The organism is Streptomyces sp. NBC_01306 (assembly GCF_026340465.1).
Taxonomy (GTDB): domain Bacteria; phylum Actinomycetota; class Actinomycetes; order Streptomycetales; family Streptomycetaceae; genus Streptomyces.
Window position 1 is genome coordinate 4,444,175 of the sequence record NZ_JAPEPC010000001.1, and the last position, 15,586, is coordinate 4,459,760.

A 15,586-nucleotide genomic window follows, 5' to 3' on the forward strand; every position below is an offset into this window, starting at 1 on the left:
TTGGGCCTATCATAGCACCATTGAAATCCGGTGTGCATGAGGCGCACCTGCCTTCAGCGCGGCGCACGTTGCGCATATCGCACACCGGCAGACCGGACGGAGGGGGACCGATGAGCCCCGATCAGGACAGCGTCGTCGGCAGGGGCGATGACGGCGGCCTGGAGCGCGACACCATGAACCGGGTGACCAGGAGGCTGATGCCGCTGATCGTCATCTGCTATCTCGTCGCGTACATCGACCGTTCCAACCTCTCCGTCGCCGCCCTGACGATGAACGACGCGATCGGTCTGACAGCAGCCCAGTTCGGCCTGGGCGCCAGTCTGTTCTTCGCCACCTACGTCGTCTTCGAGGTGCCCAGCAATGTGCTTCTCGCCAAGCTCGGCGCCCGCCGCTGGATAGCCCGCATCATGATTTCGTGGGGCATCGTCTCCGGCTGTATGGCCCTGGTCGGGGGCGCGCACTCCTTCTACCTCGTACGGCTGTTCCTCGGCGCCGCCGAGGCGGGTTTCACGCCAGGCGTCATCTGGTACCTCACCCGCTGGTTCCCGGCCAGTCACCGGGGCCGCGCGATGGGCCGCTTCTATGTGGGCGCCGCGCTCGCCACGGTCATCGGCTCCCCGCTCAGTGGCCTGGTCCTGAAGATGGACGGTGTGCTCAACACCCCGGGCTGGAAGTGGCTGTTCGTGGTCGAGGCAGTGCCCGCCGTGCTGCTCGGGTTCATCGTCCTGAAGTCACTGACCGACACCCCGGAGGACGCCGCGTGGTTGCCCGAGCGCAACCGGCGGTGGCTCACCGGCCGGCTCGCCCAGGAGCGGGCGGAGATCGCGGGGCGGCGCTCGGTCTCCGTGCGTGAGGCGCTCACCAGCCCCGGAGTGCTGCTGCTCGCCCTCTTCTTCTTCCTGTACTCGTTCGACAGCATCGGCCTGACCCTGTGGATGCCGCAGGTGATCCAGGGCGGCTTCGGGGACCCGAGCGACTTCGTGACCGCTCTGCTCACCGCGGTCCCCTATGCCCTGGCCGTGGTCGCCATGGTGATCGTCGCGCGCTCCGTCGACCGGCGGGGGAAGCACGCGCTGCACATGGCCGTACCGATGGCCGTCTCGGGCGTACTGCTCGTCGCGAGTGTGGCGGCGGGACCCGGAGTGCCCGGCTTCGCGCTCCTCGCGCTCTCCACGGGAGCGGCCTGGGCCGCGGTGCCCGCGCTGTGGGGGAGCGCGACGGCCTTCATGACCGGCGTCGCGGCGGCGGCCGGGGTCGCTTTCATCAATGCCTTCGCCAATGTCGCGGGGCTGGCCGTCACCCCGCTGATCGGTGTCATCAAGGACGCCACCGGATCGTTCGACGCACCCCTGCTCGTGATCGCCGGGGCGATGCTGCTGGGCGCCGTGGTGGCGATCGTGTCCGGGCGCTTCACCGCACCGGGCCGGCTGGCCGCCGAGACGGCGAAAACCACCGGCGACGGTGCGGCGCCGGTGGCCGTGCGGCCCGAGGGGTGAGTCAGCCGGTGGGGAGCTGAACCGGCCGGGAGCTGAACCGGCCGACGGACTGAACCAGCCCGGGAGCTGAATCAGCCGCCCAAGGCGCAGGCCGAGCCGCCCTCAAGGAGCTGCTCGACCTCGCTGCGGGCGGCCTCCACGACCGTGCTCACCGCGCGGGCCGCATCGGTGGCGCGGCCCTCGGCGATGGCGTCGGCGACCTCCTGGTGCCGGCGCACCGACGCCATGTCCACCTGCTCGGGCATCAGCAGCAACTCACGCCGTGCCACCAGGAGTTCTTCGGTGACCTCGGAGAGCTGGGCGAACATGCCGTTGCCCGAAGCGGTGAGCAGCGCCCGGTGGAACGCCGCGTCAGCTGCGATGAACCCCTTGCTGTCACCCGCGTGGGCAGCGCCCGCCATCGCCTGCGCGTGGGCGCTCAGGGCACGCCGGGCCTCGTCGCCTGCTGCCGTCGCGGCGAGCGCGGCCGCCGACGGCTCCACCGCGGCCCGCAGTTCGGCCAGTTCGCGCAGCTGGGTCTCACGGCGCGGGGATGCCAGGCGCCAGCGGATGACCTGGGGGTCGTACAGATTCCAGTCGGTCATCGGCCGTACGGTGATGCCCACCCGGGGACGGCTGGTGACGACCCGCTTCGACTCCAGGACCCGGACGGCCTCGCGGGCCACGGTGCGGGAGACGCCGTACCGCTCCTGTACGTCCTCCAGGCGCAGCACCTCGCCCGCCCGGATCTCGTCCGCCGCGAGCGACTGGCCGATCCGGTCGACCACCTGGCCGTGCAGGCCCTGAAGCTCCACGTCGTTCCCCGTCTGCCGATGCGTCTGGTCCGGTGTGGTCAGCGGGCTGCCGCCAGGCGGCCCAGCAGGGTGGTGACCCGCTCGCCCGCCGCCTGTGCGCCGCCCGAGGTCAGTGCCGAGCCCATGCCGCAGGCGACGGCGCCGGCCGCGATCCACTCCGGTGCGTTCTCGATTGTCACACCTCCGGTGGGGATCACGGGGGCCTGGGGCAGTGCGGCCCGCACATCGCGCAGCCAGGACGGGGGCACGGCCGACGCGGGGAAGAGCTTCAGCGCGTCAGCGCCCTCCTCCAGGGCCCGCACCATTTCGGTCGGGGTGGCCACACCGGGGAAGACGGGCACGCCGTAGCGGTGTCCCGTACGGATCACCTCCGGGTGGAGGCTGGGCGAGACCAGGAACCGGGCACCTGCTTCCACGGCCGCCCGCGCCGCGGCCGCGTCGAGCACGGTGCCCGCTCCGATCAGGGCGCCGGGGCGCCGGCCGGTCAGCTGCGCCACCGCGCGCAGGGCGCCCGGGGTGGTGAGGGCGATCTCCACGGCGTGCAGCCCGGCGTCCAGTACGGCGTCGGCCGCGGCGACGGCCTCCTCGGGGCCCGGGGTGCGGACGATGCCGAAGACGCGCTGGGCCGTGACGGCCCGGACGGTCTCCCAGCGGTACATGTGATCCATGACGGTGCTCCTGGCGAGAAGGGGACGGACTGGCGGGAGAAGGGGGGAGGGGAGAGGGGCGTCAGCGGTGGACGGTTTCGGCGCCGTCGGTGAACGCGGCGAGTGCCCGGTCCAGACCCGTCCGGTCGGGCAGCCCGTCGGTGTCGGTGGCGCACTGCACGACCAGCGCCGCGACGGCGGCCGCCGTGCGCAGGCACGCGTCGTACGGTTCGGCGCGCAGCACCCCGGAGAGGAACCCCGCGACGAACGCGTCGCCCGCGCCCACCGGGTCGGTCACCGGGACCCGGAAGGCCGGCTGCTGCCAGTGCCCGTCCCCGGTCAGGCAGGAGGCCGACTTGTCGCGGTGCTTGACCACCACGGCCCGCGCCCCGGCGGCCAGCAGCCGCCGCGGGGCCGGCCCGCCGAGCAGTTCCAGCTCGTCCTCGCCCGCGAGGACCAGATCCGCCCGTTCCAGGAGCGGTGCGACGACCTCGCGCCACCGTTCCGGACTGCCGAGCTTCAGCCGTACGTTGGGGTCGAAGGAGACGGTCGCCCCCGCCTCGTGGGCCAGTTCGAACAGCCGCAGCGTGGCGAGGTGCGCGGAGTCCGAGAGCATCGGGGTGATGCCGGTGAGGTGGACGATCGCGGCGCCGCCCAGCAGGTCCGGGGTCAGCCCGTCGGGCGCGAGACGCGAAGCGGCGGAGCCCGCCCGGTGGTACTGCACATCGATCGCCCTGGCCGGGTGGCTGTCGCGCAGCAGCAGACCGGTGGGCGCCCCGGGGTCGGTCACCGCGTACGAGGTGTCGATGCCGTCGGCACGCAGCTGGGCCAGCACGGCCCGCCCCGACGGGTCGTCGCCGACCCGGCCGAGCCAGCGCACCGGGTGCCCGAGGCGGGCCAGGCCGGCCGCGACATTGGACTCCGCTCCCGCGACCGAGCGGCGGAAGGCGGTGGCCCGCTCCAGCGGGGTGCCGGGCTCGGCGACCATCAGCAGCATCGCCTCGCCGCAGGTGACGACAGCGGGGCCGGCCGTCGCACCCGCTCCCGCACCGGGGCCGGTCATCGCGCCAACTCCGGCAGCAGACCGGTGAACTCCGGCAGCAGATCGGCGAACTCCGCGCAGAAACGGTCGATCATGCGCAGCTCCTCCTGGTCGAGGCGGTATCCGGGGGCGCGGCAGTGCGCCGAGCCGAACCAGCCCCGGCGTACCGAGATCTCCTTCTCCGCGGCGACGATCAGCTCGACGCTCTGCATCCAGTACGAGAGGTACGGGGTCATCCGGGTATGTAGGGCGACGCAGCCGTCCTCGTCGCCCGCCTCCCAGCGGCGCCACAGCTCGACGTACAGCTCGGTGAAGGAACACCCGGGCTGCACGCCGACCGCGCCGCGCCGCAGTGCGTCGGGCAGCTGGAGTCCCGCGTAGCCCACCAGCGCCGGCAGTGGCCGCGTCCCCGCCGCGAGAGCCGCGATGAGCCGGCCCGGCGGCGCCGATTCGACCTTCACCCAGCGCAGGTTGGCGTGCTCGGCTGCGAGCTGGTGGAGCGTCGGGGCGTCCAGCGCGGTACCGGTCTGCGCGGGCGCGTACTGCACGACGACCGGCAGCGGGTCCACTGCGGCGAGCACGGCCCGTACATGGGTCAGTACGGCTTCGCGCGAGGGGCCGAGAAAGTGCGGCGGCAGCACATTGAGCGCATCGGCGCCGCGCTCGGCGGCCCACTCGGCCTGCGCGACCGCATGCCGGGTCGCGTGGTCGGGCACGGACACGATCGCGGCGACACCGGGCTCCTCGCGGGTGCGGTCGAGCAGCATCCCGGTGAGCAACTCCCGTTCTCCGTAGTCGAGTTTATGGAACTCGCTCGCGAAGCCGGGGAACATCACCGAGCTGACGCCGGTGGCCAGCACCCGGTCGACGACGGTCGTGAAGCCCTCCGGGTCCAGATCGCCGTTGTCGCGGAAGGGCACTTCGAGCACGGGCGAGACGCCGCGGACCAGTGCCTCGGTGTTCTTGGGTGTGTCGGTCATGGCGGACAGCTCCTCAGAAGGCCTGGCGCGGCGGGGCGGAGTCGGTCGAGCCGACCAGGAAGTCCAGGTCGACGCCGGTGTCGGCCTGCGTGACGTGCTGGGTGTAGAGGTACGTCCAGCCGCGCTCGACGGGCGGCTTCGGCGCCGTCCAACCGCTCCTGCGCCGTGCCAGCTCGGCATCGTCCACCAGGACGTCGAGACGACGGCCCGGGACATCGAGACAGACCTGATCGCCGGTCCGTACGAACGCGAGCGGGCCGCCGACGGCTGCTTCTGGCGCTACGTGCAGCACACAGGTGCCGAAGGCGGTCCCGGACATCCGGGCATCGGAGATACGGACCATGTCGCGCACGCCCGCGTCGAGCAGCTTCTTCGGCAGGGCGAGGTTGCCCACCTCCGGCATACCGGGGTAACCCCGGGGGCCGGTGTTGCGGACGACCAGGACGGTGTCGGCCGTGACATCGAGATCCGGGTCCTCGACGACGTCCAGATACTCCTCCAGTGAGTCGAAGACCAGAGCGGGACCGGTATGGCTGAGCAGCCGCGGCTCGGCTGCGGACTGTTTGATGACGGCGCCGTCCGGGGCGAGATTGCCGTGCAGCACGGCCGTCCCGCTGCCCGCGGGCAGCACCGGATTGCCGAAGGAGCGGATGACCTCGCGGTCGTACACCTCGACGCCTTCGCAGTTCTCCAGGAGAGAGCGGCCGGTGACGGTGACCGTGTCGCGGTGGAGGTGTTCGCGCAGATCGTTGATGAGGGCGGGCAGGCCACCCGCGTACGCGAACTCCTCCATCAGGAAGCGGCCGGACGGCATCAGGTCGATCAGCAGCGGAAGTTCGGCGCCCAGCCGGTCGAAGTCGTCGAGGCTGAGCGGCACGCCGAGCCGTCCCGCGATGGCGAGCAGATGCACGACGGCATTGGTGGAACCGCCGATGGCCGCGTTGACGCGGATGGCGTTCTCGAAGGCGTTGCGCGTCATGATCCGCTGGGGGGTGAGGCCGCTCGTCGCCAGCTCGACGGCGCGGGCGCCGGTCTCCTCGGCGAGCGTGCCGCGCCGGGCGTCGACCGCGGGGAGACCCGAGCCGCCCGGCACCATCATGCCCAGGGCCTCGGCCAGACAGGCCATGGTGGATGCGGTGCCCATGGTCATGCAGTGACCGGCCGAGCGGTTCAGCGAGGACTCGAACTCGGTGAACTCCTCCTGGGTGATCGTCCCGGCCCGCAGCTCCTCGGTCATCCGCCAGATGTCCGTGCCCGAACCCACGTTGCGGCCCTTGAAGCGGCCGTTGAGCATCGGGCCGCCGGTGAAGACCATCGAGGGCACGCCCGCGCTGGCCGCGCCCATCAGCGCGGCCGGCGTCGTCTTGTCGCAGCCGGTGAGCAGGACGACGGCGTCGATCGGGTTGGCCCGGATCTGCTCCTCTATCTCCATCGCGGCCAGGTTGCGGTAGAGCATGGAGGTCGGACGCAGGAACGGCTCCCCGAGCGACATCGCGGGAAATTCGAGGGGGAACCCGCCGGCCTGGAGCACCCCGCGCTTCACCGCGTCCGCGAGGAGCTGGAGATGCCCGTTGCAGGGCGTCAGCTCGGAGAAGGTGTTGCAGATGCCGATGACCGGCCTGCCGTCGAAGTTGTGGCCGCCGCGCCCCATGGCCCGCAGGTGATGGCGCGAGATGAAGCCGTTCTTGCCGCCGTCCCCGAACCAGGCGCGGCTGCGCAGCTGCGGTGCCATGTGGTGGTCCCTTCAGTGCCGTCATCTATGCGGTGGAGAGCGCTGACCCAGCCGTTCTGTGACCTAGTCGTGTCGTGCCCGCTCTTAATGGTGCTATCAAATCACGATACGGTCCATGCGTGTCCCGAGGACGCACCGAAAGGGTCAATGATGATCGCCACACCCGGGAGGAACGCCATGGAGACCGGCCCAGAATCCGGCACGGAGACCGGCTCAGAGCCCGGTATGGAGACCGGCCCAGAGTCCAGCACGGAGACCGGCACGATGAAGGCGGTGACCTGGCGGCTGATGCCGTTCCTGGTCCTGCTCTATCTGGTCGCCTATGTGGACCGCTCGAACATCGGCTTCGCCAAGCTGACGCTCCAGAACGAACTGGGCCTGTCCAATGCCGCGTTCACCCTCGGCCAGGTGGGGTTCTTCGTCGCCTACGCGATCTTCGAGGTGCCCAGCAATATCTTCCTGGAACGGTTCGGGGCCCGCCGCTGGTTCACCCGCATCCTGATCAGCTGGGGCCTGGTCACCGCCCTCACCGCGCTGGTCAGCACCGGCTGGCAGTTCTACACCGCCCGGTTCCTGCTGGGCGCGGCCGAGGCCGGCTTCTATCCGGGCGTCCTCTACTTCCTGACCAAGTGGTACCCGTACCGCTACCGCGCCCGGATGACGGGCTGGTTCATGATGTCCACACCGCTCGCCTTCATCATCGGCAATCCGCTGATGGGCGCACTCGGCGGCCTCGACGGCGTGCTCGGCATCAAGGGCTGGCAGTGGATCTTCATCGCGACCGGTGTTCCCGCGGTGCTCCTCGGCTTCCTCACCCTGCGGGTCCTGCCCGACGGCCCCGAGCGGGTCGGCTGGCTCAAGGACGGCGAGAAGAAGTGGATCGCCGACGAACTGGCCGTCGAGAGCAGCACGCTGGGTGGCACCCATGAATCCCCGCTGAGGACCCTCCGCGACAAGCGCGTGGTCCTGATGTCCCTGTACTTCCTGTGTTTCCCGCTCGGTGCGTACGGACTCAGCTTCTGGCTGCCGACGATCGTGGACGGCTTCGGCGGGCTGTCCGGGACGGCCGTCGGCTTCGTCACGGCCATCCCGTACGTCTTCGTGGCCATCGGCCTGTACGTCGTTCCCAAGCTCGCCGACCGCAGCGGCTCCCGCTACCCGTGGATCGCCGGTAACGCGGCGGTCGGCGCCGTCGGGCTCGCGGGCTCCGCGCTGGTCCCGGCGGGCGACCATGTGCTCCAGATGGCCTTCATCAGCCTCGCCGCGATGTGTATCTTCGCCGGTCAGCCGGTGCTCTGGTCACTGCCGTCGCGGTTCCTGACCGGGGTGCAGGCCGCCTCCGGCATCGCCATGATCAACGCGGTCGGCAACCTGGGCGGTGGATTCGGCCCGATGGGAATCGGTGTGATCGTGGACCGCACCGGGTCCGCGGTGGCCGGACTGTGGTTCCTGGTGGCCGCGATGGTGGTGGCCGCGGTGGCGACGTACGGCATCAAGCGGCTGATCGAGAACGGCAGGGTCGTCGACCACGTGCCGGACGTGCCGGTGGAGAGCGGGCTGTAGCCGAGGAGGCTCAGGCCGTGTCCGCCGGTGCGCGCCCGGCGCGCGGTCGGGCGTGATCCACCGGACAGCCCCTAAGCCGCCGTATGCAGCATCAGCCCGATACCGACCACCATCAGCCCGGCCGCCGCGATCCTCGGCGCCCCGAACTTCTCCTTGAAGAAGAGCGCGCCGATCGCCGCGCCCACGATGATGGACGACTCCCGCAGCGCGGCGATCGGGGCGAGCGGGGCGCGGGTCTGGGCCCACAGGACCAGCCCGTACGCGACCACCGACATCGCCCCGCCGACCAGCCCGGTGGCGGCGTACGGGCGTAGCTGGGCGGCCAGTTGGCCACGGCGCCGGTACAGCGCGTACGCCGGGATGGCGATTCCCTCCAGGATCATCAGCCAGGCGATATAGCCCAGCGAGGAGCCGGAGTCGCGGACACCGACGCCGTCGACCGTGGTGTACGAGGCGATGGCCAGGCCGGTGGCGAGGGCCGCGATGATCGCCGGCCACTGCGGGCGGGACCCCTTCAGGCCCCAGAGGGCCACCCCGACGAGTCCGGCGCAGGCGACCGCCACCCCCGCCAACTGCCAGCCGTTCGGGATCTCATGGACGAAGACCGCGGCCAGCACGGTCACCACGAGCGGCGCCGTGCCGCGCGCGATCGGGTACATCTGGCCGAAGTCGCCGAGGGTGAACGACCGCATCAGCAGCAGCATGTACGTGACGTGCAACGCGGCCGAGACCAGCAGGAACGGCCACGCTGCGGCGGCCGGGAAGGGGACGAACAGCGCGCCCAGCACCCCGACCAGCAGCCCGCCTCCGGAGATCAGCGCGAAGGAGACCAGCTGATCCTTGATGTGGTGGGCGATGGCGTTCCAGCTGGCGTGCGTTATCGCCGCGATGACGACGGCGAGGATGACCGTGGGGGTCACGCGGCGGACTCCAGGACATCGGTGGGGGCGGCGCCCGGGTACTCCGCTGGTTCGCGCAGCGCATCGGCGAACCGGGGACTGACAGTGGGTTCGGAAGTACTCATGGCCCGTAACGCTAACGTCCGGTGTAGGTACCACGCGAACCCGTTAACGGCTCCCGGCCGCTGCCCCCAGGACCCCGCCGCCAGAACTAGGAGCCCGCTGCGAGCACTGCCGCGACCACCGGACCCGCGGCGTCCCCGCCGTGGCCGCCGGACTGGACGACCGCTGCGGCGGCCAGGTCGTTGCTGAATCCGGCGAACCAGCTGTTGGACTTGCCCTGGGCGTCGACCTCTGCGGAGCCGGTCTTTGCGCCCTTGTACCCGCCGACCCCGGACATCGCCACGGTGCCCGTCCCGTACCCCGCCGTCGCCGTCGTGTGCATCATGTCGCGCAGCTGCTGTGCGGTGTTGGCGGGCAGGGGCTGCGCGGTGGCCGTGTCCCCGTCGCGCAGTGAGCCGGGCACGATCACCGGCTGGTGGAACGCGCCGTTGCGGGCGGTCGCGGTGACGGACGCCATGTTGAGCGGGTTCATCTGGACCAGCCCCTGACCGATCATCGCCGCCGCGGTGTTGGGGCCTGTCGTCTTCGGCACGCTGCCGTCGAAGGTCGGGATGCCGACGTTCCACTCCGAGCCGATGCCGAAGTACTTCTTCGCCGTGTCCGGCAGGGCGGTGTCCGCGATACCGCGGTCATTCAGCTTCCCGACCGGCTTGATGAAGGCGGTGTTGCAGGAGCGGGCGAAGCTCTGCTCCATGGTGCCGTTGGCTATGGAGAAGTTGTCCAGATTGTGGAACGTCTGCCCCTGCCAGGTGACCGACTCCGGGCAGAGGATGGGGCTCTTCTCGGCGGCCAGGCCGTTGTTGATGAGCATCGTGGCGGTCATGATCTTCATCGTGGAGCCGGGCGCGAGCTTGCCCTGCGTCGCCGCGTTGAAAGCGTCGTCACGGTTGTTGGCGATCGCGCGTATCTCACCGGTGCTCGCCTTGACCGCCACCACCGAGGACTCGCTGAACTTCTTCACCGCCGTCTCGGCCGCCGCCTGTGCACCCGCGTCGAGCGTGGTGTGCAGCAGCGCCGGGGTGCCTTTGGAGAGGGTCAGCAGGGTCTTCGCCGGAGCGGGGCTGTCCGAGGATGAGGTGCTGTCCGAGGATGTGGTGCCGTCCGCGGAGTCGGCGGCCCCGATGTACGTCTCGATGCCCGGTTTGCCGCCCGCCTTGTCACCGTACTTCTGCCGCAGCGCGTCGAGCACCGGCCCGAGCGAGGGGTACTTCTCCTTCGTCAGCTCGGCGCCGTTGTGGTCGACGGCCTTGATGGGCGCCGACTCCGCCTCGCCCGTGGTGAGCGTCTCGCCCTTCTTCAGGTCCGGATGGATCACCGACGGATCCCAGTCCACCAGCGCCCGGCCGGTCGTCAGCCCCCGTACGACGCTCAGCGACGACGTGTACGACCAGGGCTTGGTCTTCCCCTCGTACGAGATGGTGGCCTTCACCGTGAACGGCACCTTCGCACCCGAGGCTGCTCCGGGCGTCAGGGTCACCCTGGTGACGTGCGCGTCCGCGCGGTAACCGGCCAGCAGCGGCTGCGAGTCCGCCGCGTTGTTGGTCAGCTGCGACGCCTTGTCCGCGTCGCCCTTCGCCCAGGCGGCGAGGAAGTCCTTCGCCGCACCGCTGATCTCGTCCGCGGTCGGCGGGCCGGTGCGGGCGGGCGCGGCCTGGGCCGTATCCGTGGAGCCGCCGCCGCCGCCGTCCGAACCGTTCAGCCCGTTCCAGATGTTGTACGCGCCGTAGCCGACCCCACCGGCCACCACCACGAACGCCCCGCCCACGATGCCTATCTTTACCCCGTTGCGCACTGCCGCGTCCCCTCCCCAGGAGCCTCTTGGGACATGTCTCTTTGAACATGTTCAAGAGAGTTACGTCCAGCAGCGTACGGGACCCGGGTGGCCCCGGGGGCGTCGTTACCCGACCGGGACCATGGGGCGCACCACAGGGGGGAGTTGCCGGAAACGGGGGTCCGGACCCGGCATCAGATCCAGGTACTCAGCCACATCCGGTTGTTCCACTGGCTCAGCGGGATCGCGTCGCCGGTGAACAGGGGCCAGAAATAGATGAAGTTCCACACGATCAGCAGCACCAGCACACCCGCGCCGATCGCACCCACCGCCCTGCGCCGCTCGCTCGACCCGGGCGGCCCCAGGATCGCGCCGATCATCATGGCGACGGCCAGACACAGGAACGGCACGAAGACGACCGCGTAGAAGAAGAAGATCGTCCGCTGCTGGTACATGAACCAGGGCAGATACCCGGCCGCGATCCCGCACGCGATGGCCCCGGCCCGCCAGTCCCGGCGGAAGGCCCAGCGCCACAGGATGTACAGGACAGCGAAGCACGCCGCCCACCAGAGCAGCGGGGTGCCGATCGCCAGCACCTCACGGGCGCAGCTCTCGGTGCCCTGCGGGCAGCCGTCGACGCCCGGCTTCGGGGACTCGTAGAAGTACGAGACGGGGCGGCCCACCACGAGCCAGCTCCACGGGTTCGACTGGTACTGGTGCCCCTCGGTCAGATTGACGTGGAAGCTGTAGACCTCGGCCTCGTAGTGCCAGAAGCTGCGCAGCGACGCCGGGACCCAGCTCATGTCGAACTGCGGCAGATGGACCGTGCCGAGCACCGGCAGCTTGACGTGGTCGGGGGAGAGCCCGGCGCGCTGGTTCGCCCAGTCGCGGAAGTACCCGCCCTTGGTCACGAACCAGCCGGTCCAGGACAGCATGTACGTCACCACGGCGACCGGCACCGTCGAGACGAAGGCCGGCAGCACGTCGTGGCGCAGGACGGCCCGGTGCGGGCGGACGGCGCCCGCGGTGCGGCGGGCGCCCACGTCCCAGAGCACCGTCATCACCGCGAAGAAGACCAGGACGTAGAGGCCGTTCCACTTGGTCGCGGCCGACAGGCCGAGCAGCACACCGGCGGCGATCCGCCAGGGCCGCGGACCCAGCCGCAGCGTGCTCGCGACACCGCTGTCGGGCCGCAGCCCGCCCTCCTCGCCCACCGGAAGGGCCTCCGCGAGCCGGGCCCGGCTTCTGTCCCGGTCGATCAGCAGCGCCCCGAAGGCCGCCACGACGAAGAACATCACGATGAGGTCGAGCAGCGAGGTGCGGCTCATCACGAAGTGCAGTCCGTCGACCGTCAGCAGCGCTCCGGCCAGACACCCCAGGAACGTCGAGCGCAGCAGCCGCCTGCCGATCCGGCAGATCATCAGCACCGAGAGCGTGCCGAGCAGCGCGGTCATGAAGCGCCAGCCGAACGGAGTGAACCCGAAGAAGTGCTCGCCGATCCCGATGAGCCACTTGCCCATCGGAGGGTGCACCACATAGCCGGGGTCGGACGGCACCGAGACGTGCGAGGGGTTGGCCAGGATCGCGTTGTTGATGTTGTCCGGCCAGTGGCCCTCGTACCCCTGGTGGATCAGCGCCCAGGCGTCCTTCGCGTAATACGTCTCATCGAATATCACGGCGTGCGGGCTGCCGAGATGCCAGAACCGCAGCACCCCGGCGACCAGCGTGACCAGCAGCGGACCGCCCCAGGCCGACCAGCGCAGCAGCCGCTCCGCGAAAGCGGGGGAGAAGCCGAGCACGCGCCACAGCTGCGGGCCGGGCGAGGCGTAGGGCGGCACCAGCCGCTCGCGCAGGCCCGTCTCGCGCGGGCCCCCGTACCCGAACCGGCGCAGCCTGCGCCCCCAGGCGGGCGGCTGTTCCCCGGCGTCGTGGCCCTTCAGGGCTTGAGGCGCTGTACTCGTCACCGCGCCATCGTAGGGAACCCGACTGTGAGAGTGGTGTGCACGGGGCTGGGAGAATGGAGTCGTGACAGGAATGCTGGTACTCGCAGGGACCCCCATCGGTGACGTGTCGGACGCGCCGCCCCGGCTCGCCGAGGAACTGGCGACGGCCGATGTCGTCGCCGCCGAGGACACCCGGCGGCTGCGCCGGCTGACCCAGGCGCTCGGCGTCCAGACCACGGGACGCGTCGTCTCGTACTTCGAGGGCAATGAGACGGCCCGCACCCCGGAGCTGGTCGAGGCGCTGACCGGCGGTGCGCGGGTGCTGCTGGTCACGGACGCCGGGATGCCGTCGGTCTCCGACCCCGGCTACCGGCTGGTCGCCGCGTGCGTGGAGCAGGACATCAAGGTCACGGCGGTCCCCGGCCCGTCCGCGGTGCTGACCGCGCTGGCGCTCTCCGGGCTGCCCGTGGACCGCTTCTGCTTCGAGGGCTTCCTGCCGCGCAAGGCGGGCGAGCGTCTTGGCAGGCTCCGGGAGGTCGCGGCCGAACGTAGGACGCTGGTGTACTTCGAGGCCCCGCACCGGCTGGACGACACCCTCGCAGCGATGGCGGAGGTCTTCGGCGACGACCGCAGGGCGGCGGTCTGCCGTGAGCTGACCAAGACGTACGAGGAAGTGAAGCGCGGGCCGCTGAAGGCGCTCGCCGAGTGGGCGGCGGACGGCGTACGGGGCGAGATCACGGTCGTGGTCGAGGGCGCCCCCGACACCGGGCCGCAGGAGCTCGACCCCGTTGAGCTGGTGCGCAGGGTGCAGGTGCGCGAGGAGGCGGGGGAGCGGCGCAAGGAGGCCATCGCCGCGGTCGCCGCCGATGCGGGACTGCCGAAGCGGGAGGTGTTCGACGCGGTGGTCGCGGCCAAGAACGCGGCCCGCACGGCGCCCGGCGGCGGTCCTGTGCCACCGGGAGGCAAAGGACCCGCGTGATTGGCAAAGCGGGCAACGTGGCCACGGGCCCTTTGGCCACGAGCAGGCCAAAACCGGTCCAATAGTAGGCAGCACCTGATGCATTCCGGGAGCCGGAGGCGTCCACTGGGAAGTGGGACGGAATCGCCCCACGGAAGGCTTGTCCGTCGGACAAGAGGAGCTGGCATGAGTGAGATAGTTGAAAGCACCGCCCATGAGGCGTATTCCTTCGCCTGTATGCGGTGTGGCCATGGCTGGGAGCAGTCGTACGATATTGAGCACCACGTCGGCGCTTCCGGTGAGGCCTTTGTTGTATACCGGGCCGACGGAGAGCGTGTGCCCTCGCCCCTTTCCGATCCGAACTGTATGAACTGCGGCGGCCACGTCGTACGCATCATGAGGTCCGGTCGGGTCTCATCGGTACAGAATCTGCTCCATTACTCGGACAGCGTCACGTCCGTGCCGGCCGGAGCCGTCACGTCCGGGGCTGACCGGAGCACCGCACACCGGGGGGCCGGGTCCGCGGCGGCCGCCGCGACCGTGGGCGGGGCGACCCCCGCACCCGGCGAGCGCCACCACTGGCAGCTCCGGGACCTGCTGCACCCCTTCCATCGCGGCGAGTAGGCCGCTGCCACCGCGGCTCGGTCCCGCGCGCGGCGGCCCTCCCCCAGCCCCGGTGGGCCGGGAGGTGCCCCCATAGGATCGGGCCCATGAGCAAGGACACCGCCCCGCCGCTGCCCGCACCGCTCGCCGTGCCGGTGGCCGACTCGCACACCCATCTGGACATGCAGGACACCACCGTGGACGAGGCCCTGGCCAGGGCCTCGTCGGTCGGAGTGACCACGGTGATCCAGGTGGGGTGCGACCTGAAGGGATCCCGCTGGGCGGCCGAGACGGCCGCCGCGTACGAGAACGTGCACGCGGCGGTCGCCCTGCACCCGAACGAAGCGCCCCGCATCGTGCTCGGCGATGAGGGCGACTGGTCGCGGCAGGGGGCGCGTGCCGCGGGCGGTGACAGCGCCCTGGACGATGCGCTCGGCGAGATCGACCGGCTGGCCGGGCTCCCGCAGGTGCGGGCCGTCGGTGAGACCGGCCTCGACCACTTCCGTACGGGACCGGATGGCGTGGCTGCCCAGGAACGCTCGTTCCGGGCGCACATCGAGATGGCGAAAAGGCATGGCAAGGCGCTGGTTATTCACGACCGCGAGGCCCATGCCGACGTACTCCGCATTCTGGCGGAGGAAGGGGCTCCGGACCGCACCGTATTCCACTGCTATTCCGGTGACGCCGAAATGGCCGAAGTCTGCGCGGACCGGGGCTATTTCATGTCCTTCGCGGGAAACATGACCTTCAAGAACGCCCAGCCGCTGCGTGACGCACTCGCCGTCGCCCCGCTGGAACTCGTCCTTGTCGAAACGGACGCGCCTTTTCTTACCCCCGCCCCCTATCGGGGAAGGCCGAATGCGCCGTATCTCATTCCGGTGACGGTCCGGGCAATGGCGGCGGTGCGGAACATCGGCGAGGACGAACTGGCCGCCGCGATCATGGCCAACACGGTCCGGGCGTTCGGCCTGGACGGCGACACCGTGTGAGACCGGCGCGCGCGGGTGCGAGTGGGGTGCGAACGGGGTGCGCGCC

General features: G+C 70.6%; 13 protein-coding genes. 5 read left to right on the forward strand and 8 right to left on the reverse strand.

What is annotated here, in order from left to right; all coding sequences use genetic code 11:
• Positions 1-110: 110 nt before the first annotated feature.
• Positions 111-1,496: an MFS transporter gene (locus OG385_RS19675; protein ID WP_266856113.1), complete on the forward strand. Its 1,386-nt coding sequence runs from the start codon at positions 111-113 to the stop codon at positions 1,494-1,496.
• Between the two features lie 71 nt (positions 1,497-1,567).
• Here OG385_RS19675 and OG385_RS19680 read toward each other — a convergent pair whose 3' ends face one another.
• The 5 genes from OG385_RS19680 to OG385_RS19700 all read right to left on the reverse strand — a co-directional run bounded on the left by OG385_RS19680 (position 1,568) and on the right by OG385_RS19700 (position 6,691).
• Positions 1,568-2,290: a FadR/GntR family transcriptional regulator gene (locus tag OG385_RS19680; RefSeq protein WP_266856115.1), complete on the reverse strand. Its 723-nt coding sequence runs from the start codon at positions 2,288-2,290 to the stop codon at positions 1,568-1,570.
• Positions 2,291-2,328: 38 nt separating this feature from the next.
• Complete coding sequence (locus tag OG385_RS19685; protein WP_266861010.1) at positions 2,329-2,949, reverse strand: bifunctional 4-hydroxy-2-oxoglutarate aldolase/2-dehydro-3-deoxy-phosphogluconate aldolase; 621 nt, start codon at positions 2,947-2,949, stop codon at positions 2,329-2,331.
• Positions 2,950-3,019: 70 nt separating this feature from the next.
• Positions 3,020-4,000 carry a sugar kinase gene (locus tag OG385_RS19690; protein WP_266856117.1) on the reverse strand — a complete coding sequence of 327 codons (981 nt, stop codon included), beginning with the start codon at positions 3,998-4,000 and terminating at the stop codon, positions 3,020-3,022.
• The gene (locus OG385_RS19695) at positions 3,997-4,959 is read right to left on the reverse strand and encodes a dihydrodipicolinate synthase family protein (RefSeq protein WP_266856119.1); all 963 of its coding nucleotides are present in this window, start codon (positions 4,957-4,959) and stop codon (positions 3,997-3,999) included. The genes OG385_RS19690 and OG385_RS19695 overlap by 4 nt, the downstream gene beginning before the upstream one ends.
• Positions 4,960-4,972: 13 nt before the next feature.
• Complete coding sequence (locus tag OG385_RS19700) at positions 4,973-6,691, reverse strand: IlvD/Edd family dehydratase (RefSeq protein ID WP_266856121.1); 1,719 nt, start codon at positions 6,689-6,691, stop codon at positions 4,973-4,975.
• A 177-nt stretch (positions 6,692-6,868) separates the two neighbouring features.
• Between OG385_RS19700 and OG385_RS19705 the strand changes: the two genes are divergently transcribed.
• A complete protein-coding gene (locus OG385_RS19705; protein ID WP_266856123.1) occupies positions 6,869-8,254 on the forward strand; it encodes an MFS transporter in 1,386 nt (461 codons plus the stop codon).
• Positions 8,255-8,325: 71 nt separating this feature from the next.
• On the opposite strand, the gene OG385_RS19710 is transcribed toward OG385_RS19705, so the two are convergent.
• The 3 genes from OG385_RS19710 to OG385_RS19720 form a co-directional block, all read right to left on the reverse strand.
• Complete coding sequence (locus tag OG385_RS19710; protein ID WP_266856125.1) at positions 8,326-9,174, reverse strand: EamA family transporter; 849 nt, start codon at positions 9,172-9,174, stop codon at positions 8,326-8,328.
• 190 nt (positions 9,175-9,364) lie between these two features.
• Positions 9,365-11,068, reverse strand: coding sequence for a penicillin-binding transpeptidase domain-containing protein (locus OG385_RS19715; RefSeq protein WP_266856127.1), 1,704 nt, complete (start codon positions 11,066-11,068; stop codon positions 9,365-9,367).
• 173 nt (positions 11,069-11,241) lie between these two features.
• On the reverse strand, positions 11,242-13,011 hold the full coding sequence (locus tag OG385_RS19720) for a dolichyl-phosphate-mannose--protein mannosyltransferase (RefSeq protein ID WP_266856129.1): 1,770 nt from the start codon (positions 13,009-13,011) through the stop codon (positions 11,242-11,244).
• A gap of 61 nt (positions 13,012-13,072) precedes the next feature.
• Here OG385_RS19720 and rsmI point away from each other — a divergent pair, with 61 nt between their 5' ends.
• The 3 genes from rsmI (at position 13,073) to OG385_RS19735 (ending at position 15,540) form a co-directional block, all read left to right on the forward strand.
• The gene (gene rsmI, locus OG385_RS19725) at positions 13,073-13,969 is read left to right on the forward strand and encodes a 16S rRNA (cytidine(1402)-2'-O)-methyltransferase (RefSeq protein WP_266856131.1); all 897 of its coding nucleotides are present in this window, start codon (positions 13,073-13,075) and stop codon (positions 13,967-13,969) included.
• Between the two features lie 165 nt (positions 13,970-14,134).
• Positions 14,135-14,572, forward strand: coding sequence for a hypothetical protein (locus OG385_RS19730; protein ID WP_266856133.1), 438 nt, complete (start codon positions 14,135-14,137; stop codon positions 14,570-14,572).
• Positions 14,573-14,658: 86 nt separating this feature from the next.
• Entirely contained in the window at positions 14,659-15,540 is an 882-nt protein-coding gene (locus OG385_RS19735) for a TatD family hydrolase (RefSeq protein ID WP_266856135.1), read from the forward strand.
• The last annotated feature ends 46 nt before the right edge of the window (positions 15,541-15,586 follow it).